The sequence below is a fragment of the Sphingobium cyanobacteriorum genome (assembly GCF_030580935.1).
Taxonomy (GTDB): domain Bacteria; phylum Pseudomonadota; class Alphaproteobacteria; order Sphingomonadales; family Sphingomonadaceae; genus Sphingobium; species Sphingobium cyanobacteriorum.
This window is the reverse complement of the sequence record NZ_JAUQOM010000010.1, coordinates 16931-42376: the sequence shown is the minus strand read 5'-3', so window position 1 is coordinate 42376 and position 25446 is coordinate 16931. Positions and strand designations below refer to the sequence as shown.

Sequence of the window (25446 nt, the reverse complement as noted above, 5' to 3'; positions counted from 1 at the left end):
ATTTTAGAGAATATATGAAACAGGAACGTCAACTGGATGAAGTCGACCGTCGCATCCTTTCCGCGCTTCAGGTGGATGGATCGATCAGTCATCAGGATCTGGCCGAACGGGTCGGCGCGTCGAGTGCGTCCTGCTGGCGACGGATCAAGGCGCTGGAAGCCGCCGGCATCCTCACCGGCACGGTGCGGCTGGTCGATCCGGCGCAGGTCGGGCGCGGGGTCAATGTGCTGTGCAACATCAGGATGCGCAGCCACGCGCTCGATGCGCGCAGCGCGTTCGAACGGTTCGTGGACGACCGGCCGGAAATCGTGGAATGTTTTTCCATGTCCGGGGAGTGGGACTATCTGATGCGTGTCGTGGTGGCGGACGTGGCCGACTATAACCGCTTCCTGATGCAGATTTTACTGGGCCACGCCTCTGTCGCGGGGGCCGCGTCGCATTTTGCCCTGTCGATGACGAAATATACGACCGCGATCCCGCTATAGGGTCATTCGTGGCGGAACAGGGTAACGATCTGGGCCGCGATCGCGGCGATCGAAAGACGGCCGGGCCGATACCAGTCGGCCGCATGATTAAGCTGGGACAGGAGAAGATTGCGATAGAGCGAGCGGTCGATGGCCGGCGGCAGGGGCAGTTGCGCCACCAGCGACTGGAACACCCGTTCGAACCGGTCGCGTCGGGCGATAAGCTGGTCGCGCACCGTTTCGGGCACTTCGCGAAAATCGTTCATCATCGGCAGCGTCAGCGAATCGGGCGCGAGCTGGATATCGAGCAGGGTGGCGCAGGCCGCTTCCAGTTTCGCCCAGGGATCGGCCTGCGCGGCGATCGCGCGGACGATCCGGTCCTCCGCAGCGTCGAGCGCGGCATTGTGCAGTTCTACGAACAGCGCATCTTTCGACTTGATATGATGGTAAAGCGAACCGCCGAGCACGCCGGCCTGTTCGCCAATGTCGCGCATCGACGTGCCGCGATACCCCTTGCGCGCGAACAATTGCGCCGCAATTTCGCATATCTGGCGACGGCGGCTGGAGCCTTCATCGCCAGCGGGAAGAGGGGCTGTGCTGTTGGTCATCGCGACAGGCGCTAGCATATCCCGAACCGGAATATCAGCCGTTTCCGGCAGACAACAACCGCTGGGCCTGCACCAGATGCGGGCGATCAATCATCTTGCCGTCCAGTTGCAGCGCGCCGGCGTCGGGATGGGCGGCAAAGGCGGCGACCACGGCGCGGGCGTGGGCCAGTTCGTCCGCGGTCGGGGTGAAGCCTGCATTGATCGTGGCGACCTGCGCCGGGTGGATCGCCATCATGCCGGTAAAGCCGTCGCGCCGCGCGCGGACGACATAATCGGCCAGAGCATCGGGCGCGTCGATGCGCGGGAAGACGGTTTCGATTGCGGGCACACGGGCGGCATGAGCGCCAAACAGGGTGAGCGAGCGGACCAGTTCATAAGGCGCCGTGTAGCGGCCATCCTCCTCCCGCGCGGTCGCCGCGCCAATTGCGGCGGGGAGGTCTTCCGCGCCCCAGGTGAGGCCCGCGAGATCGATACCGACGGCGGCGTAGCTGCCTAGCTGAAAGATGGCGGCGGGGGTTTCGGTGGCGATGGGCAGGATCGGCGGCGGACGGTCGCCGATCAGCGCCAGCAGCGCCATGACACTGGCCGCCCCTTCCGCCTTGGGCAGGACGATCCCATCGGGTCTGTGCGGCAGGATGGCGGCAAGATCGTCGGGCGTCAGGCCGGTATCGAGCGGATTGACCCGGACAAAGGCGGGCAAGATGCGTGGCCCGGCCAGCCATTCGGCAAGGGCTGTGCGGCCGCACGGCTTGCGATCGGGCCTGACCGAATCCTCCAGGTCGAGGATCAGCGCGTCGGCGCCGCTGGCCGCCGCCTTGGCGAAGCGATCGGGCCGGTCGCCCGGCACGAACAGCAGCGAGCGCAGCCTCATGCGTCGGACCGTTTGAGCAAGGCCATGCGCAGGCATTGGCAGACGATTTCGTCGCGCTGGTTGATGAGGCGATGGGTGAAGGTGACGATGCCGGCACCCGGCCGCGACTTGCTGGGCTTGAGGTCGGTAACTTCGCTTTCGCAGCGCATCGTGTCGCCGATGAAGACCGGATGGGGCATGACCAGCTTGTCATAGCCCAGATTGGCGACCAGCGTGCCCAGCGTCGTGTCGCCCACCGACAGGCCGACCATCAGCGCGAAGGTGAAGGTGCCGTTGACGAGAATCTGGCCGAATTCGCTGGCCTTGGCGGCTTCGACATCGAGATGCAGCGGCTGGGGATTGTGGGTCATCGTCGTGAAGAGAAGATTGTCCGTCTCCGTCACGGTGCGGCGGATGTCGTGGGCGATCGTATCGCCGATGGTCCACTGATCGAAATAGCGTCCGGCCACCCGTAACTTCCCTTCCCGAACTTTGCGCATATGCGCAGTATGAATTCTTCGAAAGTCCCGCGATTACAGCCCATTATAGCTGCCGAAACTTCTGTAGGACAGCGTAAAGGCGGGTTTTCAGTCCTCTGTCCGGTCGATCCGGGCAAGCAACGCGCCTTCGCTCACCTGCCCGCCTTCGGCCGCATCAAGCTCGGCGACCGTGCCGTCGAAGGGCGCGACGAGGCTATGCTCCATCTTCATCGCTTCGAGGGTGAGGAGTTTCTGCCCCTTGGTCACGCTGTCGCCCGCCGCAACCGCGACCGCGATGATGCGGCCGGGCATGGGCGAGAGGATCGCGCCGTCGGAGGCGGCGGCGCTTCCTGCGCCATCGGTGCGATCCAGTGATATGCCTAGGCTATGCCCCTTCTCCGTAACGAGAATGACGCTTGGCGCAGCTACCGACGCATAGATATCCTCCCGATGGCAGGGCGGGATAGCGACCTCATATCGCTCCCCGGCGGCGCGGAGCCGGACCCGCTTCTCTGGACCGGCATTGAGACGAAGTCCGTTCAATCCTTGCAGCTTGCCGCCGCTTTCCGCCAGCATCAGGGCCGCTTGCTCCAACATCGCGCGTGATGGTTCTGACGGAGGGACAAGATCATCCAGATGATCCGCGATGAAGGCGGTCGTCACGGCCGCTACGGCAAAGTCGGTATTCGTTACGCAGCGATGAAGGAAACCGGCGTTGGACTTTACCGGCCAAACTGCCAGCCCTTCCAGCTTCTGTGCCATGAGGGCAATCGCATTGCTTCTTGAATCGGCGTGCGTGATAATCTTGGCGATCATGGGGTCGTAAAATGATGAGATGACCGACCCCTGTTCCACGCCCGTTTCAATGCGAACATAGTCTTCGGGAAAGTTGCATTGCTCAAGGCGCCCGGTGCTGGGCAGGAAGCCGGATGCAGGATCTTCGGCATACAATCGCGCTTCCATTGCCCAGCCATTGATCGACAGATCTTCCTGCGCCAGCGGCAGCGGTTCGCCCGATGCGATGCGCAACTGCCATTCGACCAGATCGACGCCCGTGATCTCCTCCGTCACCGGATGCTCGACCTGAAGCCTTGTGTTCATTTCCATGAACCAGATGCGGTCGGCGCGCAGTCCTTCCGATCCGTCGGCGATAAATTCGATGGTGCCCGCGCCGACATAGTCCACCGCCTTGGCGGCACGGACGGCGGCGGCGCAGATCGCTTCGCGGGTGGCTTCGTCCATGCCCGGCGCAGGGGCTTCCTCGATCACCTTCTGATGGCGGCGCTGGAGCGAGCAGTCACGTTCGAACAGATGGACGACATTGCCATGGGTGTCGCCGAACACCTGCACTTCGATATGGCGTGGATTGGTGATCCATTTTTCCAGCAGGACATGGTCGTTGCCGAAGCTGGACGCGGCTTCGCGCCGGCAGGAGGCCAGCGCGTCGGCGAAGTCGGCGGGGCTGTCGACCTTGCGCATCCCCTTGCCGCCGCCGCCCGCGACCGCCTTGATAAGGACGGGGTAGCCGATGGCGTCGGCTTCGGCGGTGAGGCGTTCGAGGCTCTGGTCGTCGCCCAGATAGCCCGGCGTGGTGGGCACGCCAGCGGCCTGCATCAGTTGCTTGGCGGCGTCTTTCAGCCCCATCGCGGTGATGCTGGACGGATCGGGACCGACCCAGATGAGGCCCGCGTCGATCACCGCCTGGGCGAAGGCGGCGTTTTCGGACAGGAAGCCATAGCCCGGATGGATCGCCTGTGCGCCACTGGCCTGGGCGGCGGCGATGATGCGGTCGCCGACGAGATAGGATTCGCGCGCGGGGGACGGGCCGATATGGACGGCGTCGTCGGCGGAACGGACATGGAGGGCGTTGGCGTCGGCGTCCGAATAGACGGCGATGGTGCGGATGCCGAGCGCGCGCGCCGTGCGGATGATGCGGCAAGCGATTTCGCCGCGATTGGCGATGAGGAGGGACTGGATCATGGCCTGGCTCCGATCATTCCTCCCCGAGCTTGTCTCGGGGAGGGGGACCATGCGAAGCATGGTGGAGGGGTATTTGTCTGATGTTCAAGGATTCCGCGCCGAAGGCTAAAACAGGGACGACGCGAAAAGCGCGACAGTTGCGTCGGACGATGACCTTGCCAGAGGTTTTGGTATGGCAGGCTTTGCGGCAACGCCCATCGGGATTGAAGTTTCGCCGACAACATCCAAGTGGCCCCTACATTCTCGACTTCTATTGCAGTGATGCGCGACTGGCGATTGAGGTGGATGGGGAAGCGCATAATAGGGCCGATCGACCGAGCATTGATGCTATGCGCGACCAGTGGCTTGCAGAGCGTGGAATAATGACTTTGCGCGTATCGGCCAAACAAGTTCTGGACGAGTTGGATGCAGTTGTTCGCTTGATCATGGCTGAGGTGTTGGCGCGCCTGCCCCTCCACCATCCGGCTGCGCCGGACGGTCCCCCTCCCCCAGACAAGCTGGGGGAGGAATTTTAAGGACGTGTCCACCCTCACCCCGATCACATCCTGAACACACCGAACTGCGCGCGGTCGGGGACCGGGGCGTTCAGCGTGGCGGCGAAGGCGAGGCCCAGCACGTCGCGGGTCTGGGCGGGGTCGATGACGCCATCGTCCCACAGGCGGGCGGTGGCATAATAGGGGTTGCCTTCATCCTCGAAGCGCTCGCGGATCGGGGCTTTGAAGGCTTCGGCTTGTTCCGCGCTCCATTGGTGCGCGTCGCGGTGAACGGTCGCCAGCACGCTGGCCGCCTGTTCGCCGCCCATGACGCTGATGCGCGCATTGGGCCAGGTGAAGAGGAAGCGCGGGCCATAGGCCCGGCCGCACATGCCATAATTGCCCGCGCCGAAGCTGCCGCCGATCAGCACGGTGATCTTGGGCACCTGCGCGGTGGCGACGGCGGTGACGAGCTTCGCGCCATTCTTGGCAATCCCCTCCGCCTCATATTTGCCGCCGACCATGAAGCCGGAGATATTCTGGAGAAAGAGCAAGGGGATACGCCGCTGGCAGGCGAGTTCGATGAAATGCGCGCCCTTCAAGGCGCTTTCACTGAACAGGACGCCGTTATTGGCGAGGATCGCGACCGGCATCCCCCAGATATGGGCGAAGCCGCAGACGAGCGTGGTGCCGTAGAGCGCCTTGAATTCATGAAATTCGCTGCCGTCGACGAGCCGGGCGATGATTTCGCGCACATCATAGGGGGCGCGGACGTCCTGGGGAATGATGCCGTAGAGGTCGGTCGCGTCGAACCTAGGCGGGCGTGGATCGCGCAGATTGAGGTCGGGCTGGCGATCGGGCTGCAATGTCGACACGATATCGCGGACGATGGTGAGCGCGTGGTCGTCATTTTCCGCGACATGATCGACCACGCCGGACTTGCGGCCGTGGAGGTCGCCGCCGCCCAGATCCTCCGCGCTGATGACTTCGCCCGTCGCCGCCTGCACCAGCGGCGGGCCGGCGAGGAAGATCGTGCCCTGATTGCGGACGATCACGGTTTCGTCGGACATGGCGGGGACATAGGCGCCGCCCGCGGTGCAACTGCCCATGACGCAGGCGATTTGCGGAATGCCGCGCGCGGACAGGTTCGCCTGATTATAGAAGATGCGGCCGAAATGGTCGCGGTCGGGAAAGACTTCCGCCTGGTTGGGCAGGTTCGCGCCGCCGCTGTCGACCAGATAGATGCAGGGGAGATGGTTTTCGAGCGCGATTTCCTGCGCGCGCAGATGCTTTTTGACGGTCAGGGGGTAATAGGTGCCGCCCTTCACCGTGGCGTCGTTGCAGCCGATCATCACCTGACGACCGGACACGCGGCCGATGCCGGCGATCAGGCCCGCGCCGGGGACTTCGTCGCCATAAAGGCCGTTCGCGGCAAGCTGGCCGATTTCGAGGAAGGGCGCGCCGGGATCGAGCAGGCGTTCGACCCGGTCGCGGGGGAGCAGCTTGCCGCGCGCCGTATGCTTGTCGCGGGCGGTGGCGGAGCCGCCCTGCGCGGCGGCGGCGACCTTCGCGCGCAGTTCTTCCGCAAGGGCGCGATTATGCGCGGCGTTGGCGCGGAAGGCTTCGCTGTCGGACGCGAGTTTGCTGTCGAGGACGGGGGCGGTCATGCGCCGATCAACTCGCGGCCGATGAGCATGCGGCGGATTTCGTTAGTGCCCGCGCCAATGTCCAGCAGCTTGGCGTCGCGCATATAGCGTTCGACCGGCCAGTCCTTCGTATAGCCCGCGCCGCCGAGCGCCTGCACCGCTTCGAGGGCTACCTTCATGGCGTTTTCGGATGCCAAGAGGATAGCGCCAGCCGCATCGAAGCGGGTCGTCCTGCCGGCGTCGCAGGCTTTGGCGACGGCATAGACATAGGCACGGGCGCTGTTGAGCGCGACATACATGTCGGCGACCTTGGCCTGCATCAACTGGAACGTGCCGATCGGACGCCCGAACTGCTTGCGATCGCGAATATAGGGGATCACCGTATCAAGGCAGGCCTGCATGATGCCAAGCTGGATGCCCGCCAGCACGGTGCGTTCATAGTCGAGGCCCGACATCAGGATGCCGACGCCGCCGTTGAGCGGCCCCATGATATTCTCCTCCGGCACTTCGCAATCGTCGAACACCAGCTCGGCGGTGGGGGAGCCGCGCATCCCCATCTTGTCGATCTTCTGGCCGATCGAAAAGCCCTTCATCCCCTTTTCGATCAGGAAGGTGGTGATGCCCTTCGACCCTTCCCCCGTTTTGGCATAGACGACCAGCGTGTCGGCATAGGGAGCATTGGTGATCCAGTATTTCGTGCCGTTGAGGATGTAGCGATCACCCTTCTTTTCCGCCTTCAGCTTCATCGAAACGACGTCGGACCCCGCCCCCGCCTCCGACATGGCGAGGGAGCCGACATGCTCGCCGGAAATCAGTTTGGGCAGGTAGCGCGCTTTCTGGTCCGCATTGGCCCAGCGACGGATCTGGTTGACGCACAGATTGGAGTGGGCGCCGTAGGACAGGCCGATGGATGCGGAGGCGCGCGCGACTTCCTCCTGTGCGACGACATGCTCCAGATAGCCAAGGCCCAGGCCGCCGTCCGCTTCGTCCACGGTGATGCCGTGCAGGCCGAGCGCGCCCATGTCCGGCCAGAGGTCGCGCGGGAACCAGTCCTTTGCGTCTATCTCCGTCGCCAGCGGGGCGATGCGGTCGGCGGCGAAGCGCGCGGTGGTGTCGCGGATCATGTCGGCAGTCTCGCCCAGGGCGAAATCGAAATCAGTCATGGCGTCTCTCCTGCCTCGCCTGTTAGCGGCCATTACTGCTTTTGAAAAATTGAACCTTCCTCAACAAGTCCATTGATACTATCTATGATATAAGACCGCCATGCTTGATCGCTACCTCCTTCGCTATTTCCTCGCCGTGGTCGATCAGGGCAATTTCTCGCGCGCGGCAGGCCATTGCAACGTGTCCCAGCCCACCCTGTCGGTCGGCATTGCCAAGCTGGAGCGGGCGCTGGGCCAGCCCCTCTTCATCCGGTCGAACCAGCGCGTCGAACTGACCGACGCGGGATCGCGCTTTTTGATCCATGCCCGGCGGATCGAGCGCGAATATAATCTGGCGCAGCAATCCATGGGACTGACGGGCGCGATGCCGGCGCTGCGGATCGGGGTGCTGGGCAGCATTCCGGCCGATCCGGTCGCCGCCGCGATCGCGCAGACCCGGCCAGGTGACAGCTATCGCTTCGAACTGTTGTTCGGCAGCGAACGGGAATTGACCGGGCATCTGGCCAAGGGACGGATCGACCTGGCGCTGACGCTGGTGGACCGTGGAGCGGATCGTTTCGCCGAGCGGTTCATCTATGCCGAGGGCTATGGGCTGGCGATGGCGGCCGGTCATCGGCTGGCCGGCGCACTGGCCATCGATGCGGCGGAACTGGCCAATGAGGTGATGATCGTGCGCCGCCATTGCGAAGCGCTGTCCGACACCAGCCGCTTTTTCACCGAGCGCGGGGTGCGTCCGCATTTCTCGCTGCGGTCGACCAATGACGAACGGGTGCTGGCGATGGTCGCGGCCGGGCTGGGCATCACGGTCATGCCCGACAGTCACACCCATCCCGGCGTCACCCGGCCGCGCCTGACCGGATTCCAGATGCAAAGACGGATCGGCTGGATCGCAACGCAGACAGCCGAACCGTTGCTGGCACAGCCTGTGCCGCTGATGTCCGCGCTGGAGGAAAGGCTGACGGCGCTGCGCGGCTAGCGATGTTTTGACAGATTCTCGATTGTCCGCCGTCGAAGTGGAAAGAATGACGATAGCAATGCTTGCCAGGACGGATTTCCAATCTCCGGCCCTTGATCACACCCGATGGCAATCCCCCCCTGCCCGATAGAGGATGGTTCAGCGGCCACGCCCCGGCTGGTTCCCTGATTCACGGAAAACAGCCGAATGCTGATCCGCACATAGACAATGTCATATATTTTACGGTGACGGGAGCTTATACGTTACAGTTCGGCATATGACGTACACGCTATTATACGCGCTGCCCAGGCTCGGCATGGCGGCCGATCACATCGACAAGGGGTTCACCGGTACGAACCGGGATCGCCCCTGTCTCGACCAAGCGTTGCATGGCTATATCCTCACAGTGCCCGAACGCGAACGCCACCCTCATTCCATGTCTGACGGGCAAGCGACAATTAATAAAAGTACATTTTATGAACGGATCAGCCGAACCGATACAATCATCCATCTCGATTTTTCGAAGGCAAAGTTATCCATCTTCGAAGGGTGTCGCTTCGATTTTGATCAACCTATCGCATTGGTCAATTTTATCGGAACGATCCAATGAAGCTGTATCTTTCGTCATTCCTGCTCGGCAATGACCCTGCCCCCTTGATCCGGATGGCAGGAAACAACGCACGATGCGCCCTCATTCTTAACGCACTCGACAATGCTCCGGAAGCTCGCGAACAGTTCCGATCCAGCCAAACGACCGTTATGTCAAAGCTGGGATTTTCGGTGAAAGAGCTCGATCTTCGGTCCTACTTCACTTCCAAGGATCAACTTGCCAGTGACCTGAGGGCATTCGACATGCTTTGGGTGAATGGAGGCAATGCGTTCATCCTGCGTAAGGCAATGCGGCAAAGCGGGTTGGACATGCTTCTTCCAACGTTGCTGGCTCAAAAGCGGATCGTCTATGCCGGCTTTAGCGCGGCCGCGGTCATCGCATCGTCCGATCTCCGGGGGCTTACCCCATCGGCAGCATCATACGAAGCGCTGAGCGGGTACAATGATGGTCTGATATGGGAGGGATTACAAATCATCTCTGCGGCCATCGTCGTTCACTACGATTCCGATCATCCGGGCCGTGACCAGGCCGCTGATGAGGCCAGATACTACCAGCAAAACAACATTCCGCACCGACTGTTGCGGGACGGCGAGGCATTGGTCATCGACGGGAGTAGTGAGTTCGTGGCTGGATGGCCTGACCGTGTGAGTTAATGCTGATGAACGATAGCAATCACCGCTGACATATACAGTGATCCGTCGGACAGATCGCTTGTCGAATTATTTCATATTTTCTGGATTATTTCTCGGCTTTCACTTTCAACGATTTGGTCGTTTCGCACCTGATAAACCTTCATTTGTGCGCGATACTGTTTCCTGACAGTCCAGAGTATCAGTAATGATCAAGCGCGTGGTTGGTGCCAAATGTTCTGATGACAGCAAATATGGCCTGTCGGCCACCATCTCTGCGAAGGGCGGGCCTTGCGTGATGGTTGGCGATTGTCGATTGTCAGGTCGCCCGAACCGGCTCAACCTCGCTCAACCATGTGTCGGCTTCGGCAAAATTGTCATAGACGCCGCACTCCAGCGCCTGAACCGTACGCAATACCTGCCTGCGCACGAGCGGCGAGCAGATGATCATGGCGTTGCGCACAAGCGGCAGAGTCATGCAGAAATGCCCGAACTCGACATTATTCTCCACCACCGCCGGGGCCTGGGGCACCCAGCCCGACATATCGTCGAGCAGGGTGAAGGCGCCATGGCTGACGGCCAGCTTCTTCGTGTAACTCTTGAATGCGGCGATCGCCTCATCGGATTCCGCCTCGCTCCAGAAGCCGGTATATTTGATATGAAGCCGGCCCTTGACCTGGTCGAATGTGAAATCCAGCATAGCTTACTCCTGGCCGTCGGTCCGGCTGTGTCGCACATTCCGATGATCATTACAAAAACGGGCGCCTGCGGTTATTATCCCGCAGGCGCCCGGCCATATGCAACTGAAAATAGAGCATTCAGGCCATTCAGAAGCTCTTTTCGATATTGAAGCCCATCGTGCGCGGCTGGGTATAGTTGAACCAGAAGGGATTGAAGGTGGTCTGGTTATTAAAGCCGCCGCCGGTCAGGCCACGCTTGTTGGTCAGGTTCTGGATGAACAGGTTGATCCGCCAGTCGTCGCCCTTGATGCCGCCAGTCAGGTCGAAGCTGGTATAGGCGGGATATCTCTGGCGCAGGTCCGCCTGCGCCGCGGACGGCACGAACTCACCCTGACGGAAACCCACATAGCTCATCGCGATATTGGCAAAACCTGTGACATTGGCGCTCAGCGGGAATTCCTGATTGGCGGACACACGGCCCGACCACCGACTGGAGAAGGGCAGGCGATCGCCCTTGGCCGCATAGACTGCGCTCAGTTCCGTGAAATCCTCACGCAATGTCGCATCGGTATAGGCACCCCATGCGGTCAGGGTCAGGCCCTCGGCAGGCCGTGCCTCGAACGACATTTCGACACCCTGGCTGCGCGCCCGGTTGGCATTCGCATTATAGTTGAACGTGCCGGCCGGCGCCACCTGCGTGACCTGAATATCCTTCCAGTCGATATAATAGAAGGACACGTCATAGGACAATGTCTTGTTCAGCAGGTCGCCCTTCGCCCCGATTTCATAGTTGGTCGTCTTGTCGGGGCGATAATCGCACGGAATGCCGACATCGCATGTGGCGTTCGGGCCACCGGGGCGATAGCCGGTCGCGATCCGCCCATAGACCATGTGGTCGGGCGAAATCTTGAAGCGCGGGGTGAAATGATAGGTCAGGGCATGGCCCTTCGACCGCGGATTGGAGAACAGCCCTTCAGCCGGCCCGAAGAAGGTCCATTCGCGATGATTGAGCAACTGCCTGTTTTCGCTGTAGCGCAGGCCGCCTTGCAGATCGAACTGATCCGACAGGCGGACCACCAGATTGGTGAACCCGGCATATTCCTTGAACGTCAGATTGTCGCGCCACAGGATCGGCAGGCCATAGCTGGTGCCGTTCGTCGCATCGGTCGCAAAGGTCTGGATCGAATATTTGGTGGCTTCATGGGTGTAGAATCCGCCCACGATCCAGTCGATATTGTCGGTGATCGGCGTCGCGATACGAATTTCCTGCGAGAATTTCTTTACGCGATAGTCCTGGCGCAGCACCGTGGCCCACTGATCCACGCCCGCTTCGGGGAAGAGGTCAGGCCAGATCCCGGTTAGCGCCGCCGCGGAAAAATCGACCGTGTCATAATTGTCGCTGATCGAAAAGGCGGTCAGCGATGTCAGTTCTGCATTGCCGAGCGATGCGTTGATGACCGCGCTGTACATCTGGTTCTTCCAGCGGCTGGGGCCGGTGCCGAACTGGTTGGTCTGCTGGTAACGCGACCCCAGACGGGAGTCGACATCGGACGATCCATAGATTTTACGGTCCTGGATCAAGGCACTCAGCTTGATCGAGAAATCGTCCGATGGCTTCCAGATGCCCGACAGCCGGCCACCGGAAACGCGCACCTGATTGACGTTGCGCTGGCCGGTGACGACATTGTCGAGATAGCCCGGATCTTCGCGTGTGAAGGCGCTCGCACGCACGGCGAAGGTTTCGCTCAGCGGCACATTGATCGCGCCCCTCAGATTATAGCCGACATCATCACCCGACCCGCGAATGATATTGAGGCCACCGCCGATCGTGCCGCTGAATTCCTGGGTCGACGGATCGACCGTGACATATTTGACCAGGCCGCCCATGCTGCTGGCGCCGTAGAGCGTGCCCTGCGGTCCGCGCAGCACTTCGATCCGGGCCAGTTCGGTCGGGTCAAGATCAGGCGCGCTGCCGAACAGGCCCGCAAGGCCAGCGGACGAACCATAAGGAATGTCATCGATCGTGTAGCCGACGACGGGATTGCCCGTGGCCGGGCCGGTCGTGATCCCACGAATGGACAGGTTCGCGCGATTATTCTGGAATTGCAGGTTAAGTCCCGGCACGCTGGAGAAGAAGTCCTGCGCCTTCAACTGGTTATTTTCGATCAACGTGTTCGCCGTGACGGCCGTCACAGGGACAGGCACATCTTGCAGGCGCTCTTCGCGCTTCTGCGCGGTAACGATGATTTCCGACCCAAGGCTGCTGGAACCACTTTCACCCTGCGCCTGCGCAAAGGCGGTGGCGGGCGTCAACATCAAACCCAAAGCGGTCAGTCCCCCGACCGACGCCGAAGCCATGATCGCGGCCCGTATGCGATGACTATTCATTTCTGCTCTACCCTTTCCCCGTAACATCATTTTGTTCTTCCTGCTGCATCATGGGGGTCGGTCTGTCGCCGACGCCTCCCTCTTGTCTGCCCATCCATATTCCGCTTTGCCGCAGGAAAAGGATGGCCAATTCATCCGTTATTCTTGCCCTTTGATCATTATATGAAGTATTATAACCGCATGAATCCCATTTTCATGGCATTTTCATCATAGGCATATGATATATATCAATCATTGAATATTGCATGATTATTCCATATTCATAATCGAATATTATCGAATATGAATGGGTTATACTGTATAATTCCATCAATTGTACATATTGGTACCGTTGATTGAATATCCATTCCTCCTGACCACCCAATGCTGATCCTTTCACCATTAGCATTTCGGTAAAGTAGGGCTGATTGCAGGTTGGGCCAGCAATGTTGTAAAACTGGCCATCGCCTGTGCGACCATCCATCCGCAGGCCATGCGCCAGTCGCCGCGGCGCGGATCAATGTGGCCGGAGCGCAGCCGCGGCGCATGCACGACATGGGCGACCATATCCGAGCGTCCGTTTGGGCTGTCGACGGTGAGGCGGTGGATCAGCCAGCGTCCTGATCAAGAGATCGATCCGCCGGAGAAGGCGGCGTCCCCGGACACGGCGGAGAGTTGAACCGGCTGTGGCGGGAGAACGACCTTCTCCACCAGGAATGGGACATAGCGAAGAAGGCCACGGCCCTTTCGCCAGGGGAAGCCGGCGATGCGGTTCCAGATCGTCGACAAGGCGAAGAGAATCGTCTCCGTCCGGCGTCTCTGCCAGCTTTGCGGCGTCAGCCAGAGCGGAATTGTGCCTGGAAAGGCCGGGTATCAGCGCCCGGCAGCAAGAGGCCATGGTGCGGCGTACCCATGTCCGTCCTGCGTTTGCGCTTTCGGACGGCAGCTATGGGCAACTGTTACGACACGGCCATTGTGGCTTACATGCCGCAACGCCGATCATGCGTCAGCGAAGAAAAGCGGGCTGCGCACATATGCGCAGCCCGCTTTCCGCAATCGTCAGAACTTGACGCCGGCGCGTACCCCGTAGGTGCGCGGTTCTTCGATATAAACCAGCGCGCCAAGCCCGGAAGTGGCCTGGGCGATCGTGATCTCATTCTCGATATTCTGAGCGAAGGCCTGAACATAATAGCGCTTGTCGGGCGCGTTATATGTCAGGGTCACATCCGACTTGGTATAGGATGGCTGACGATATTGGCCAAGGATCGCCAGATCCGCCAGATAATATCCCGAACTCAGGCGCGTCCGCACGCCTGCGTCGACCTGACCCCCATTCGCCAGCGGGAAGGCGTGGGTATAGCTGGCCATGACGATATGTTTGGGCGCGCGATCGAGTGGCAGGCCGGAGAAATTGCGGGTCACTCTATCCTGGCCACCCAGGGCATTGGGCACCAGCACCGAGGCGACGAACGAGGTGTAACGTGCGTCGGTGTAGGAATAGGATAGATTGACCGTATCGTTCCGGCTGGGCTTCAGCGTGGCCTCAACCTCGACCCCGTCGATCTTGGCTTTCGCAGCGTTGCTGGTCAACGTCATCGGGGTCGGCCGGATCACCGCCTGGTTCACCTGAAGATTATTATAGTCATAATGGAAGGCGGCGATATTGAACCGGAATGCGTCGGAGATGCGCAACTTCGCGCCGACTTCATAGGCCGTCAGGGTTTCAGGTTCATAATATAGCTGATCGGTGGTCAGGCCGCAGGTGGGGCCGGTGCCGACCTCGCAACCGGGGTTGAACGATCCGGCCTTGTACCCGGTCGATACCGACGCATAGAACAGGCCCAGATTGGGCGCGTCATAGTCAATGCCGGCCCGCCAGGTTGCCTTCTTGAAGCGCCGCGCGGCATTGTTTTCTGCCAGGACGCAGCGCAACTGGCCGCAGAAGGATGAGGCCACGTCCGGGAAGTCCGCGAACTGCGCGCCCTGCCATGACTTCTTGTCATCGGTGTAGCGAATGCCGCCGGTCACATGCAGGTCTGGCGTGATGTCATAGGTGATCTGGCCAAAAGCGGCCCGCGAACTTGAAAGCGACGGGCGCGAATAGATGCCGAAGCCCGATGCCGTCGGGGACACGAAGCCGGCGAGCGGCTGGCCGAGGACGGTTTCGATGGTCGTCTTTTCGCGGAAATAGTAGATGCCCGCCTGTCCGTGCAACGGACTGTCCTTGCCAAAGGCGAGCCGCAGTTCGTGGCTCTGCTGTTCGGGCAGAGTGCCATCCTGATCGGTCTGATTATTGCCGATGACGAAGATCGTGTTGTAGGTGGCATCCAACTCGGTCCGGCGATATCCGCCGAGATAGGTGAGTTCGACCGGCCCGGCGTCATAGACGAATTCGCCCATGATGCTGTACGTCTTGTTATTGGAGCGGCCCTGGATCGTCGGCGAAAATTTGAGAAGGCGCCGCTCCTTCGCCGATCCGCCGATAAAGACGGGATCACGCCCGACCGTCACGGTCGACATGTCGTAGAAATTGTCCAGCGTCACATAGCTTGCGGACGTGGCGATCGCCTTGGACTGGGAATATTCGCCCCGGATCACGAATGACAGGTTCCCCGTCGTGCCGCCGAACGACAGACGCGCCGAAAGCGTATCACGCAACGGTCCAGACTTGACGGTCTGCGGACCCGACAGGGTGAAATAGGGATCCTGGCGCTGATAGTTGACGGCCGCACGAATACCAAGGCCGTTGCCCAGGCCGACATTGACCATCGCGGTGTCGTTGGTGGTGTTGAGATTGCCGTAGCTTCCGTCCAGCGAGGCTTCGAACGTGTCTTTCGGACGTGCAGAGATCGCGTTGATCACGCCGGCCGTCGTGTTGCGACCATATAGCGTTCCCTGCGGGCCACGCAGCACTTCCACGCGCTCCAGATCATAATAGGCGGCGGTCAGGCTCTGGGGGCGCGCGATGTAAATCCCGTCCAGCAGGAAGGCCGCCGAGGGATCGCCCTTTTCGGCGACATCGGAACTGCTGACACCGCGGATCGAAACCAGAACGCCATTACTGCCCGATGTCAGCGACACGTTGGGGACAAATTCGGTCAGCCGGCGAGCATCGGTTATGCCTGTCGTCTTGATGTCGTCGCCACCGATGGCGCTCAGGGTGATCGGCGTCTTGGACAGCAAAGTCGATTGACGCAGGGCAGTGACGATGATGTCGCCATCCTGCGGGCTGACACTGCTGCTACCCGTGCTGGCGTCCTGCGCCAATGCAGGCGATGACAGGGCGATGATCGACGCAACGCAGGCCATATGGACAAGCTTCATTATATTTTCCTCCCGTTGATTTGCGGTGCCATCCCTCGATGCAACCGTGTTTTTGTCAGATTGTAGCGCGACGATACGCGGCCCCGGTTTCGCGCCCCTGAGACGCTGTCCGGTTTTGGATTGGGCGAGTCATGCGCTGCGCCTGCGCCGATGCAGCGACACAGGCGGATACGCTCATCCTCCCGACGCGGCGGACGGCGAACAGGTAAAAAGGTGCATTGCCGGAATCGGCGGAGTGGCGAACGGACGGAATGGCAGAGGCGCAGGGGGAGCGGCCCCGAATACGCGGCCACCATGCCGACAACATATGGGCCTGGCGCAAGAACCATATCCCTTCCTCTCCTGCGGCAAGAGCGGGTGCACGCCCGATCATGCCATGTTTGTGATCTTATTTGATCTTATATGAATATTTATGATCATATATGATCATAAATAGCGATAGTCAATCCAGTCTCGCGGCAAATGGCAGAGATCGGCATGCCTCCCGGCGCCCCCCCCCCCTTCCGGCACGGCGGCTCAAGCGGCGATGGTGGGCGGGATAGGCAACACCGGAAAACTGAGGCGAACCATGTCTCGAAACCGGCATGGTCGCGTCAACGGCACCCCATAGGCAAGCCCATGCCTCCCACTCGCGCTTACTCGCATATCCGTCAGATTGGCGCGACCATGCCGCTAACCAAAAATCGTCAAAACCTCGCCGCTATGATCATTTATATCTTGCGACCATCTACCTAAGGCCATATGCAAACGCTGTCAAGACAGCGCTGTCAGATTCACGATGTGCTGGCTTTGACCGGATTTTCAACGGGCGCCTGCGACCCCGATGGTGGTCGAATGATGTGCCGGACAAACAAGGATGAGGGACTATGACGCAAATTTCGGGTCGGCAGGGTCTGGATTACATTTTGACGAGCGCGGAGATCGAGCAGTTCCACCGCGACGGTTATGTAACGCTGCGCGGGGTTTTGAGCGAAGATGAGCTTTTGGGTATCGAACCCGACTTCGACTCCTTCATCCGAGGCGAGGTGCCGGGCATGGGCCGGGATTTCTGCGACATGTCAGGCTCCTACGATCGCAGCTTCGAAGACTATAATCTGGTCAATGCCGTACTGCCCCGCAAATATCGGCCGTCGCTTCAAGGCAACATCTTCGAGCAGCGCTCCGCCTCCATTGCCCGCCAGCTTCTGGGCGAAGATGCGACGCTCGACTATGACCAGTTTCTGGCCAAGCGCCCTGCCAAGCCGGACGCCGTATTTACATGGCATCAGGATCTGGGATATTGGCCCACCGGCGCGCCGGAACCGCTGACCGCGACGTGCAGCCTGGCCCTGGACGACGCGGATAGCGAAAATGGCTGCCTGAAAGTCGTTCCCGGTTCGCACAAGCAGGGCCTGCGGCCGCACCAGCCCGTCGCCGGGACGGACCGCGACACATCCCACATTTTGAGCATCGCGCTGACGGAGGATGATCCGGTCGTGGAGCTTCCGCTCAAGCGTGGCGACATTACCGTGCATGACGAGATGATCGTCCATGGATCGGGCGGCAATATATCGCCAGTGCGGTGGCGCCGGACCTATATTGCGGCTTTCCGCAGCAAGGCTTGTGTCGCGTATGAACGGTCGATCGGCTTCACCCATTCGCACAACGACAGGATTCAGTGGGAAACGCACCTGGCCGCCCTGACCAAATGAGTCGGCAGGAAAGCGCCGTCACGCATTGGGGAGGCGCCCTGCGGCATGACGGCTTTTGCGGGGCGATCGGACAGGTCCTGCGAACGCCGCAGGGCGGCCTATAGCGTCCCGTCCTTCATCAGAGTCACGGCGTGATCGGCGGCGCGCGCGGTCATCGCCATATAGGTCAGCGAAGGGTTGACGCAGCCGGCCGACGCCATCGCGCCGCCATCCGTGCAAAAGAGGTTGGGCACCTCATGCGCCTGGTTCCATCCATTCAGCACCGATGTCCTGGGATCGCGGCCCATGCGCACCGTGCCCATCTCGTGCACGGCGGAACCCGGAGCGCTGACGCCGCTGGCCTGGCTGACGATGGTGCCGCCCGCCGCCTCCAGCAGCGCGCGGCCGTCCGCCGTCATCTGCCGCGCCATCTTCTCTTCGTTCGGGCCGAACGCGCAGGCGATATGCGGGATCGGCATGCCCCACTGGTCCCGGCCTTTGCCCAGCGTCACCCGGTTGTCGGGATTGGGCAGCATCTCGCCGAAGCCGCCCATCATCGCGACCCAGGGACCGATCCGGCGGCCCTGATCCTTGAGCGCCGCGCCCAGCCCCGGCGTCTGCGCCTGCGGCACGCTGCTGGCCCGCATGATCTGGCCCGAAAAGCCATAGCCGCGCGCGTAACCATCCCCGTCCTCGACGAAGTTGCGGTAGCGCGGAATATACAGCGCGGCGGGTCTGCGGCCCTTGTAATAGCTGTCCTGCGGCCCCGGAACGGTCGCGATCGTCAATGGGCCCAGCAGATGGTCCATCAGGTTGCGGCCCACCTGATCGGACCCGTTGGCGAGTCCGTTGGGATGCCGGGCATTAGCGGAATTGAGGAGGATGGCGGCGGAATTGATCGCGGATGCGTTCAGGAAAACGACCCGCGCCTCATAGACCCGGCCGACCTTCGTGTTGCGATCGATCACGCGGACGCCGGTTGCCCTGCCGGTCTTGGGATCGGTGATGATCGAATGGACGATCGCATCGGTCACGAGGGTCAGATTATTGGTCCGGCGCGCGGCGGGCAAAGAACTGGTCAGCGTGGAATGCATCGCGCCAAAGCTGCATCCGCGATCGCAGATGGAGCGATTCTGGCAGGTCGAGCGGCCCAGTTCCTCATGCCATGGCTGCGCGACGGACAGGTTGGCCGTGCGGCCGATGATGACCTTGCGCCCGTCCCACTTGGCCTCGACCGCCGCCTTGAACTGCTTTTCGCCGTCATTGAGTTCGAAAGGTGGCAGGAAATGCTCACCATCGGGCAACTGCGCCAGTCCGTCACGCGATCCGGCCACGCCGATGAATTTTTCGATCCTGTCATACCATGGGGCAAGGTCGGCATAACGGATCGGCCAGTCGCACCCATGGCCATCCTTGGCATTGGCCTCGAAATCCATCTCGCACAGGCGAAAGCTCTGCCGCCCCCACATGATCGACCGACCCCCGGTATGATAGCCCCGGATCCAGGAAAAGCTGCCGCCATCGGCCGTCGTGTAGGGATGTTCGCTATCCTTGACCCAATAATGCTTGGTGGCCGCGCTGAAGGCGTAACACTGGCTTTGGACGGGATAGTCGCGCGCGATTTCATCCTCCGGCACGCGCATGCCGTTGGCGAATTCCCACGGCATCACCATGTCGGTGTAATCGGTCGACGGATCAATGTCCCGCCCCCGTTCGAGCATGAGCACCTTCAGCCCTGCCTCGCACAATTCCTTGGCTGCGATGCCGCCGCTCATGCCGGAGCCGATCACGATCACGTCAAACATGCATAAAGCTCCGGTTCAAAACAGCCCGCCGCTGGCATAGGGGCGCATGCCGGGCGTGATTTTCAGAGATGGCACCCAGGCGCCGGGCACATGTTCATAGACCTGCTCCTGCGTCATCCCGATCTCGCTGATATAATAGAGCGAGAGGACCAGCCCCTTGAGCGTCAGCCAGCCGGGATTGACCACCGGCGGTGGCAGGAGGATGCCAAGCACGCCGCTGGATTTGACCACGGCAGTCGTATCGGGCGCCAGCGAATCGCGATCATAGGGCAGGAGCAGCGATTGCCGGGCACCGGCGTCCAGCGCGGCGAACCCCCTTCCCTTCGCCTTTAAGGCCAGCGCGTCGATGTCCGCGATAACCCCCGTTACCCGGACGCGCGTGTCGACCGAGGCCCAGCTTGCCAGCATGCGGTCGATCTGTTGCGGCACAGCAGCGCCGACCGCGCCGGGCGTGTCTGTCGCGGGGATCACCGTATCGGCGATGGCTGACAAGGTGGCCAGGCGGGCAGCAGTGAGCAACCCCTTCGCTTCCGCCGCGGGCGAAGCGAACGCCTCGACCGGCAGCGACGCTGTGCCGAGCAAGGCCGCAATCTGCGCCATGGCGGCCCGGCGATCGATCGAGAATATATCAATCATGCTTCTGTCCCATATGCTTGGGGCGGAAGGCTGCTGGTCGCACCCGCCACCACATGGCGTGAATGCCCGGCACTATCCGCCAATGCCCAGCAGCTTGTGCAGCACGCCCCTATCCGTTTCCGTGCCGGCGAAATCGTCGAACGCCTTTTCGGCCTTGCGGATCATATGTCGGGTGATGAACGGCGCGCCCTCTGCCGCACCCTGTTCGGGATGCTTGTAGGCACATTCCCATTCCAGCACGGCCCATCCATCGTAGCCATGATGCGTCAGCCTGGTGAAGATGCCGGTGAAGTCCACCTGCCCGTCACCCAGGGAGCGGAAACGGCCGGGCCGCTCCGTCCAGCCGGAATAGGAGCCATAGACACCTGCCCGTCCGTTCGGGCGGAACTCGGCATCCTTCACATGGAAGCATTTGATGCGATCATGGTAAAAGTCGATGAACTGGAGATAGTCGAGCTGTTGCAACAGGAAATGGGAAGGATCGTACAGGATGTTCGCGCGGGGATGGTTGTCGACCGCGGCGAGGAAGCGTTCGAACGTCACGCCATCGTGCAGGTCTTCGCCCGGATGCAATTCATAGGCGACGTCCACGCCATTGTCGTCGAACACATCCAGGATCGGGCGCCAGCGCCGGGCGAGTTCGGCAAAGCCTTCCTCGACCAGGCCGGCGGGGCGCTGAGGCCAAGGATAGACCATATGCCACATCAATGCGCCGGAGAATGTCGCATGCGCCGTGCAGCCGAAGCGACGGCTCGCCTTTGCCGCCAGCTTTGTCTGTTCGACCGCCCATTCGGTCCGCGCCACAGGATTGTTGTGCAGCACAGGTGGCGCAAAACCGTCGAGCAGGACATCATAGGCGGGATGCGCCGCGACAAGCTGGCCCTGCAAATGGGTCGAAAGCTCTGTCACTTCGACGCCATTTTCGGCACAGATGCCCTTCAGCTCATCGACATAATCCTGGCTCTCGGCGGCAAGCGCCAGATCGATCAGCCGTGAATCCCAGGTCGGAAGCTGGACCCCCTTATAGCCCAGCCCGCCCATATAGCGGGTGATCGCGTCCAGCGTGTTGAACGGCGCCTGAGCCCCGGCGAATTGCGCCAGGAAAATAGCCGGCCCCTTCATCGCCGCTTCAACATGGCGAGATAGGCGATCACGGCCCGACGTTGCGCCGCATCGGGCACGCCGATCACCATGCGGGTGCCGGGAACGGCCTTTGCGGGTGCGGCAAGGAACGTGTCAAGCTGCGCGGCGGTCCAGACCAGTCCGGACGCCTTCAACGCCGCCGAATAGGGGAAGTCTGCGGACGCCGCGCGCCGACCGACCACGCCGACGAGGCCGGGCGCAAGTTTCGTCGTCGCTGGCGGTGCGCCGTGGCACATCTGGCAGCGCTGTTTGTAGAGGGCAGCGCCATCGGGGGTTGGCGCAGGCGCTGCGATAGCAGGGATCGCAAACCCCATGGTCGCAAGTCCTGTCAGCAAGAGAGAGAGTTTCACCGCTGTTCTCCAGACATATCTTCCACCAATTCGACCCAGGAGCCGCCACGACGGCTCGATTCCAGGCTGGCGCGCAAAAATTCCATGCCGCGCAGGGCATCGGCGATAGTGGCAAACCCCGGTTCGCCGTCCGCGCGCCGACCGCGCACATGCTCGCCAAACGCGCGATAGATGTTGGCGAATGCCTCCAGATAGCCTTCCGGATGACCGCCCGGCGTGCGCTGAACCGCAAGCGTAGCGGGACTGAGATAGGCCCGACCCGCGCCGGCATGCCAGATTTCCGTCGGCCGGTCGCGATATCCGACGCGCAGCGTGGTCGGCTCTTCCTGGCGCCAATGCAGGCCCGCTTCATCGCAATAGATGGAGATGGCAAGGTCGTTACTGTCGCCCACCAGGACTTGCGACGCGATCAGCGTGCCCTTGCCCCCGCCGGACAAATGGAACAACGCCGCGCCATCATCATCAATGCGCCGCCCCGGCAGCATCGTGAGTTCGGCGCATAACCGCGTGATCCGTTCGCCCGTGACATATTCCACCAGATTGGCGGCATGGGTGCCGATGTCGCCGAACGCCCCTGCATCGCCAGCTTGCGATGGGTCGACGCGCCACGCGGCCTGCTTGTTATTGTCGAGATCGGCGGCGCGGCTCAGCCAGTCCTGCGTATATTTGACGGCGACCCGCCTGACCTTGCCGAACCGCCCGGACGCGATAAGGTCGCGCGCCTGCTTGACCATCCCGTAGCCGGTATATGTATGGGTGATGGCAATGCGCCTACCCGTCCTCGACGCGGCCTGCGATATTGCGTGCGCGGCGTTGAGGCTGTCGGCCAGCGGTTTGTCGATAATGACATCGAACCCTGCCTCCATCGCGGCGATCGCGGGCGCGGCGTGGACATTGTTGGGCGTAACGATCGCAACGGCCTCCATCCGCAAATGCGGCGGCAGGAGAAGCTCGCGCTCCAGCATCTCCATCCATGATCCGTAGGCGCGATCGTCAGGCAGGCCGATGTCCGCGCCGGATGCACGAGCCTTGTCCGGGGTCGAGGACAAGGCACCTGCCACCAACTGCCAGTTGCCGGCAATCGCGGCGGCTGTGCGATGCACCCCGCCAATGAACGCGCCGCTGCCGCCGCCGATCATGCCGTAGCGCACAGGCCCACAGATGGGTGCGCCAGATCGCGCATCCTGGTTCACCCAATCCGCGCCTGTTTCACGATGCGCGCGATCCTCATTTTCTTGCACTGGCAAACTTCCTCTCCTGCATGGCCAGGCATTATTCCGGCGTGCAAAACGCCATCGGCCATGGTGCTAGCGGCGCTCTATCTTGGGCAGATGATCGATAGGTTCGATGGTGATGTCGCGGAAATAGGCCTCGCTTCCTTCCGATTGCAGTTGGATACGCCCGGAGGTCAGGGGCACAGGCTTGCCCGCTTCATTCTTCGTCATCAGGTTGCGCGCTTCCAGAACCGGCACACCGTTCACGACATGGATCGACCGATCGCCAAAGGTGTAGAGATCCAGTATGTTCCATTCGCCCATCGGCTTTTCGGCATCGACATTGGCATCGACGTTGAACGCAGGGAAGGCCAGGGGCTGGAGCCGTCCGCCCGGCATATAGCGGCGATAGGGATAGGGAATGCTCTTGTCCTGCGCGACCTCCACATCTGCATTCACCCGCCAGTCGACGCTGTCATAGGGTTGGGGCGCGTTGTAATCACTGACGGCCAGCAACATGCCGATCGAACGCGGCATGATCTCAAATTCCATTGCGGGCATCCAGGAACCGAGCGCTGCACCATATTTGCCATGCGAATGATAGAGCAGGCCATTGTTGCGCGGAAACGGATACCAGCTATTGGCGCCCCACTTGAATTGCAGGCGAAGATGGTAGTTGCTGTACGATCTCTTCGACAGCAAGGCGCCCAGGATCTTGCCGCTGACATGGATGGCGGGGCGCCCGTCCTCCTGAACGACACGGAATACCCCGGTCATATCCTTGTTCAGTCCGATCGGCTCCCCCGTCGGCCCGGTGAACGTGCTGATCGCATCGGTATAGCCGAGCCAACTGTCCCACCCCTTGAGGTCACGGCCATTGAAAAGCGAAACGGGCGCCTTCGTCGGTCGGGGAAGATCGACCAGTGCGAGACGGCCCTGCTGAAGCGGCGGATCGCCAGCGACGATGCGCTGCTGCTCCGGCGTTGATCCGTCGGGCGGTCCACCCGCCGCCATGGCGGTGTTCGCCGTCGCAAGCAGCAGGGTGCAGGCGGTCAGGACATTGCGGATGGTCATCTCGCGATTTCTCCCAAGGAAGCAAAATTCGGGCATTCTGGCGCGATTGCTTAGTCGGCCCAGCGCTTTGCGTGCACAAAGCAGGTTGATGTCGGCCGCGATCCAAGCCGCATGCCGACGCCGTGACAGCATCAATCTCCCAAAACATGTCCCGACTAGCTATGCATTTCTGGCAACGCTGTCAATTTTGCCGTCGACGATTTGTGCGGGCCGCTGTGGCAATTGAGTATGCCCGACCCATCCCTTGATCTGGCATATGCTTATGGCGTCGGGTGGGCTGCGGGCGGCGCCGCGGAATCGCGTTCGATCAATCGGTACGGCAGCGTGAGCACCTGCGGGCCGTTCCCGCTGCGGTCCAGCAGCATCTGCGCTGCGGCATAGCCCATTTCCTCGATCGGCTGATAGATCGTCGTCAGGTTGGGCCAGGCCGATTGCGCCATCCAGCTATCGTCGAAACCGCAGACGGACAGGTCGCGCGGCACGGTCAGTCCCGCCCCCAGCGCCGCGACCATGGTGCCGACCGCCGAATCGTCATTGGTCGCAAAGATCGCGCTTGGCCGCGCTGAACCGGCCAGCAGGCGCTCGCCCGCCTTCACCCCTCCATGGACGGTGAACCCGCCTTCGGCCTGCGGCACCTGCCCTTCGAAGCCCAGTTCTGCAAGCTTGTCGAGAAAACCCTGTCGGCGCATGAGCGCCGCACTCAGGCTTTCCGGGCCGGTGACAAGGCCGAAGCGGCGATGTCCCAGATCCCAAAGATGCTGCGCCACCAGCGCGGCGGCCCCGGCATCGTCCATCCTGACGCTCTGGGCGCGATCCAGCATGATGTTGGGGCCGATCCTGACATATCGCACCTTGGCACGTTCGAAGGATTCCAGCACGCGCGTGTCATCGGCGAGCGGTGGCGTGAGAATGAAGCCGTCGCACCGGCTGTTGCGGAGCATCGCGGCGAGCGACCGTTCCAGTTCGTCGCCCGTGCCAGTCGAATCGATATGGTCGAGCCGCATATGATAGCTTTGCTCGACACAGGCCCGATACACGCCCCGCTGCACCTTTATCGTGTAGTTCGGACTGGGATTGTCGATGAGCAGCCCGATGATGAAGGCGCGGGCACCGGCCAGCGAGCGCGCCGCCATGTCCGGCACATAATGCAGCGCGGCGATGGCGGCGGATACCTTGTCCCGCAATTTCTGCGAGACATGCGGTTCGCCATTGACCACGCGCGATACGCTCTTGATCGATACGCCCGCCATCCGGGCCACATCCTCGATCGTCGCACGGCCGCTGCCGCTTTTCTGTCCTGGCGTATCCATGCGCGCGTTATGTGCG

23 protein-coding genes are annotated in these 25446 nt (G+C 61.5%); 6 read left to right on the top strand and 17 right to left on the bottom strand.

What is annotated here, in order from left to right:
* Positions 1–14: 14 nt before the first annotated feature.
* Entirely contained in the window at positions 15–485 is a 471-nt protein-coding gene (locus tag Q4610_RS16500) for an Lrp/AsnC family transcriptional regulator (protein ID WP_304537069.1), read from the top strand.
* A gap of 2 nt (positions 486–487) precedes the next feature.
* On the opposite strand, the gene Q4610_RS16495 is transcribed toward Q4610_RS16500, so the two are convergent.
* The 4 genes from Q4610_RS16495 to Q4610_RS16480 form a co-directional block, all read right to left on the bottom strand.
* Positions 488–1072 (bottom strand): TetR/AcrR family transcriptional regulator, encoded by a 585-nt coding sequence (locus tag Q4610_RS16495; RefSeq protein WP_304537068.1) that lies wholly within the window; start codon positions 1070–1072, stop codon positions 488–490.
* Positions 1073–1106: 34 nt separating this feature from the next.
* Positions 1107–1943 carry an HpcH/HpaI aldolase/citrate lyase family protein gene (locus tag Q4610_RS16490; protein ID WP_304537067.1) on the bottom strand — a complete coding sequence of 279 codons (837 nt, stop codon included), beginning with the start codon at positions 1941–1943 and terminating at the stop codon, positions 1107–1109.
* Complete coding sequence (locus Q4610_RS16485) at positions 1940–2392, bottom strand: MaoC family dehydratase (protein ID WP_304537066.1); 453 nt, start codon at positions 2390–2392, stop codon at positions 1940–1942. The genes Q4610_RS16490 and Q4610_RS16485 overlap by 4 nt, the downstream gene beginning before the upstream one ends.
* Positions 2393–2509: 117 nt before the next feature.
* Positions 2510–4381, bottom strand: a complete 1872-nt coding sequence (locus Q4610_RS16480) for an acetyl/propionyl/methylcrotonyl-CoA carboxylase subunit alpha (RefSeq protein ID WP_304537065.1) — start codon at positions 4379–4381, stop codon at positions 2510–2512.
* Between the two features lie 80 nt (positions 4382–4461).
* Between Q4610_RS16480 and Q4610_RS16475 the strand changes: the two genes are divergently transcribed.
* Positions 4462–4896: an endonuclease domain-containing protein gene (locus Q4610_RS16475; RefSeq protein WP_304537064.1), complete on the top strand. Its 435-nt coding sequence runs from the start codon at positions 4462–4464 to the stop codon at positions 4894–4896.
* A 23-nt stretch (positions 4897–4919) separates the two neighbouring features.
* On the opposite strand, the gene Q4610_RS16470 is transcribed toward Q4610_RS16475, so the two are convergent.
* Both Q4610_RS16470 and Q4610_RS16465 read right to left on the bottom strand, forming a co-directional pair.
* The gene (locus tag Q4610_RS16470) at positions 4920–6521 is read right to left on the bottom strand and encodes a carboxyl transferase domain-containing protein (protein ID WP_304537063.1); all 1602 of its coding nucleotides are present in this window, start codon (positions 6519–6521) and stop codon (positions 4920–4922) included.
* Positions 6518–7663, bottom strand: coding sequence for an isovaleryl-CoA dehydrogenase (locus tag Q4610_RS16465; protein WP_304537062.1), 1146 nt, complete (start codon positions 7661–7663; stop codon positions 6518–6520). Before Q4610_RS16465 ends, Q4610_RS16470 begins: the two co-directional genes overlap by 4 nt.
* A gap of 100 nt (positions 7664–7763) precedes the next feature.
* Between Q4610_RS16465 and Q4610_RS16460 the strand changes: the two genes are divergently transcribed.
* The 3 genes from Q4610_RS16460 to Q4610_RS16450 all read left to right on the top strand — a co-directional run bounded on the left by Q4610_RS16460 (position 7764) and on the right by Q4610_RS16450 (position 9881).
* Positions 7764–8639, top strand: coding sequence for a LysR family transcriptional regulator (locus tag Q4610_RS16460; RefSeq protein ID WP_304537061.1), 876 nt, complete (start codon positions 7764–7766; stop codon positions 8637–8639).
* A gap of 295 nt (positions 8640–8934) precedes the next feature.
* Positions 8935–9228: a hypothetical protein gene (locus tag Q4610_RS16455; RefSeq protein ID WP_304537060.1), complete on the top strand. Its 294-nt coding sequence runs from the start codon at positions 8935–8937 to the stop codon at positions 9226–9228.
* The gene (locus Q4610_RS16450; protein ID WP_304537059.1) at positions 9225–9881 is read left to right on the top strand and encodes a Type 1 glutamine amidotransferase-like domain-containing protein; all 657 of its coding nucleotides are present in this window, start codon (positions 9225–9227) and stop codon (positions 9879–9881) included. The genes Q4610_RS16455 and Q4610_RS16450 overlap by 4 nt, the downstream gene beginning before the upstream one ends.
* Before the next feature lie 295 nt (positions 9882–10176).
* Here Q4610_RS16450 and Q4610_RS16445 read toward each other — a convergent pair whose 3' ends face one another.
* From Q4610_RS16445 to Q4610_RS16430, 4 genes are all read right to left on the bottom strand, one after another.
* Complete coding sequence (locus Q4610_RS16445; RefSeq protein ID WP_304537058.1) at positions 10177–10557, bottom strand: hypothetical protein; 381 nt, start codon at positions 10555–10557, stop codon at positions 10177–10179.
* Positions 10558–10684: 127 nt separating this feature from the next.
* Entirely contained in the window at positions 10685–12925 is a 2241-nt protein-coding gene (locus tag Q4610_RS16440) for a TonB-dependent receptor (RefSeq protein ID WP_304537057.1), read from the bottom strand.
* Positions 12926–13306: 381 nt separating this feature from the next.
* A complete protein-coding gene (locus Q4610_RS16435) occupies positions 13307–13471 on the bottom strand; it encodes a hypothetical protein (RefSeq protein WP_304537056.1) in 165 nt (54 codons plus the stop codon).
* Between the two features lie 492 nt (positions 13472–13963).
* Positions 13964–16228 carry a TonB-dependent receptor gene (locus Q4610_RS16430; RefSeq protein WP_304537055.1) on the bottom strand — a complete coding sequence of 755 codons (2265 nt, stop codon included), beginning with the start codon at positions 16226–16228 and terminating at the stop codon, positions 13964–13966.
* Between the two features lie 866 nt (positions 16229–17094).
* Here Q4610_RS16430 and Q4610_RS16425 point away from each other — a divergent pair.
* Positions 17095–17919: a phytanoyl-CoA dioxygenase family protein gene (locus tag Q4610_RS16425; protein WP_304537054.1), complete on the top strand. Its 825-nt coding sequence runs from the start codon at positions 17095–17097 to the stop codon at positions 17917–17919.
* Positions 17920–18017: 98 nt separating this feature from the next.
* Here Q4610_RS16425 and Q4610_RS16420 read toward each other — a convergent pair whose 3' ends face one another.
* The 7 genes from Q4610_RS16420 to Q4610_RS16390 form a co-directional block, all read right to left on the bottom strand.
* Positions 18018–19703, bottom strand: coding sequence for a GMC family oxidoreductase (locus tag Q4610_RS16420; protein WP_304537053.1), 1686 nt, complete (start codon positions 19701–19703; stop codon positions 18018–18020).
* 15 nt (positions 19704–19718) lie between these two features.
* Positions 19719–20339, bottom strand: coding sequence for a gluconate 2-dehydrogenase subunit 3 family protein (locus Q4610_RS16415; protein WP_304537052.1), 621 nt, complete (start codon positions 20337–20339; stop codon positions 19719–19721).
* A gap of 72 nt (positions 20340–20411) precedes the next feature.
* Positions 20412–21461: a sugar phosphate isomerase/epimerase family protein gene (locus Q4610_RS16410; protein ID WP_304537051.1), complete on the bottom strand. Its 1050-nt coding sequence runs from the start codon at positions 21459–21461 to the stop codon at positions 20412–20414.
* On the bottom strand, positions 21458–21832 hold the full coding sequence (locus Q4610_RS16405) for a c-type cytochrome (RefSeq protein ID WP_304537050.1): 375 nt from the start codon (positions 21830–21832) through the stop codon (positions 21458–21460). Before Q4610_RS16405 ends, Q4610_RS16410 begins: the two co-directional genes overlap by 4 nt.
* Entirely contained in the window at positions 21829–23073 is a 1245-nt protein-coding gene (locus Q4610_RS16400) for a Gfo/Idh/MocA family protein (RefSeq protein ID WP_304537049.1), read from the bottom strand. Before Q4610_RS16400 ends, Q4610_RS16405 begins: the two co-directional genes overlap by 4 nt.
* Before the next feature lie 66 nt (positions 23074–23139).
* Positions 23140–24120 carry a 3-keto-disaccharide hydrolase gene (locus tag Q4610_RS16395; RefSeq protein WP_304537048.1) on the bottom strand — a complete coding sequence of 327 codons (981 nt, stop codon included), beginning with the start codon at positions 24118–24120 and terminating at the stop codon, positions 23140–23142.
* 260 nt (positions 24121–24380) lie between these two features.
* Positions 24381–25430, bottom strand: a complete 1050-nt coding sequence (locus Q4610_RS16390) for a LacI family DNA-binding transcriptional regulator (protein WP_304537047.1) — start codon at positions 25428–25430, stop codon at positions 24381–24383.
* Positions 25431–25446: the final 16 nt, after the last annotated feature.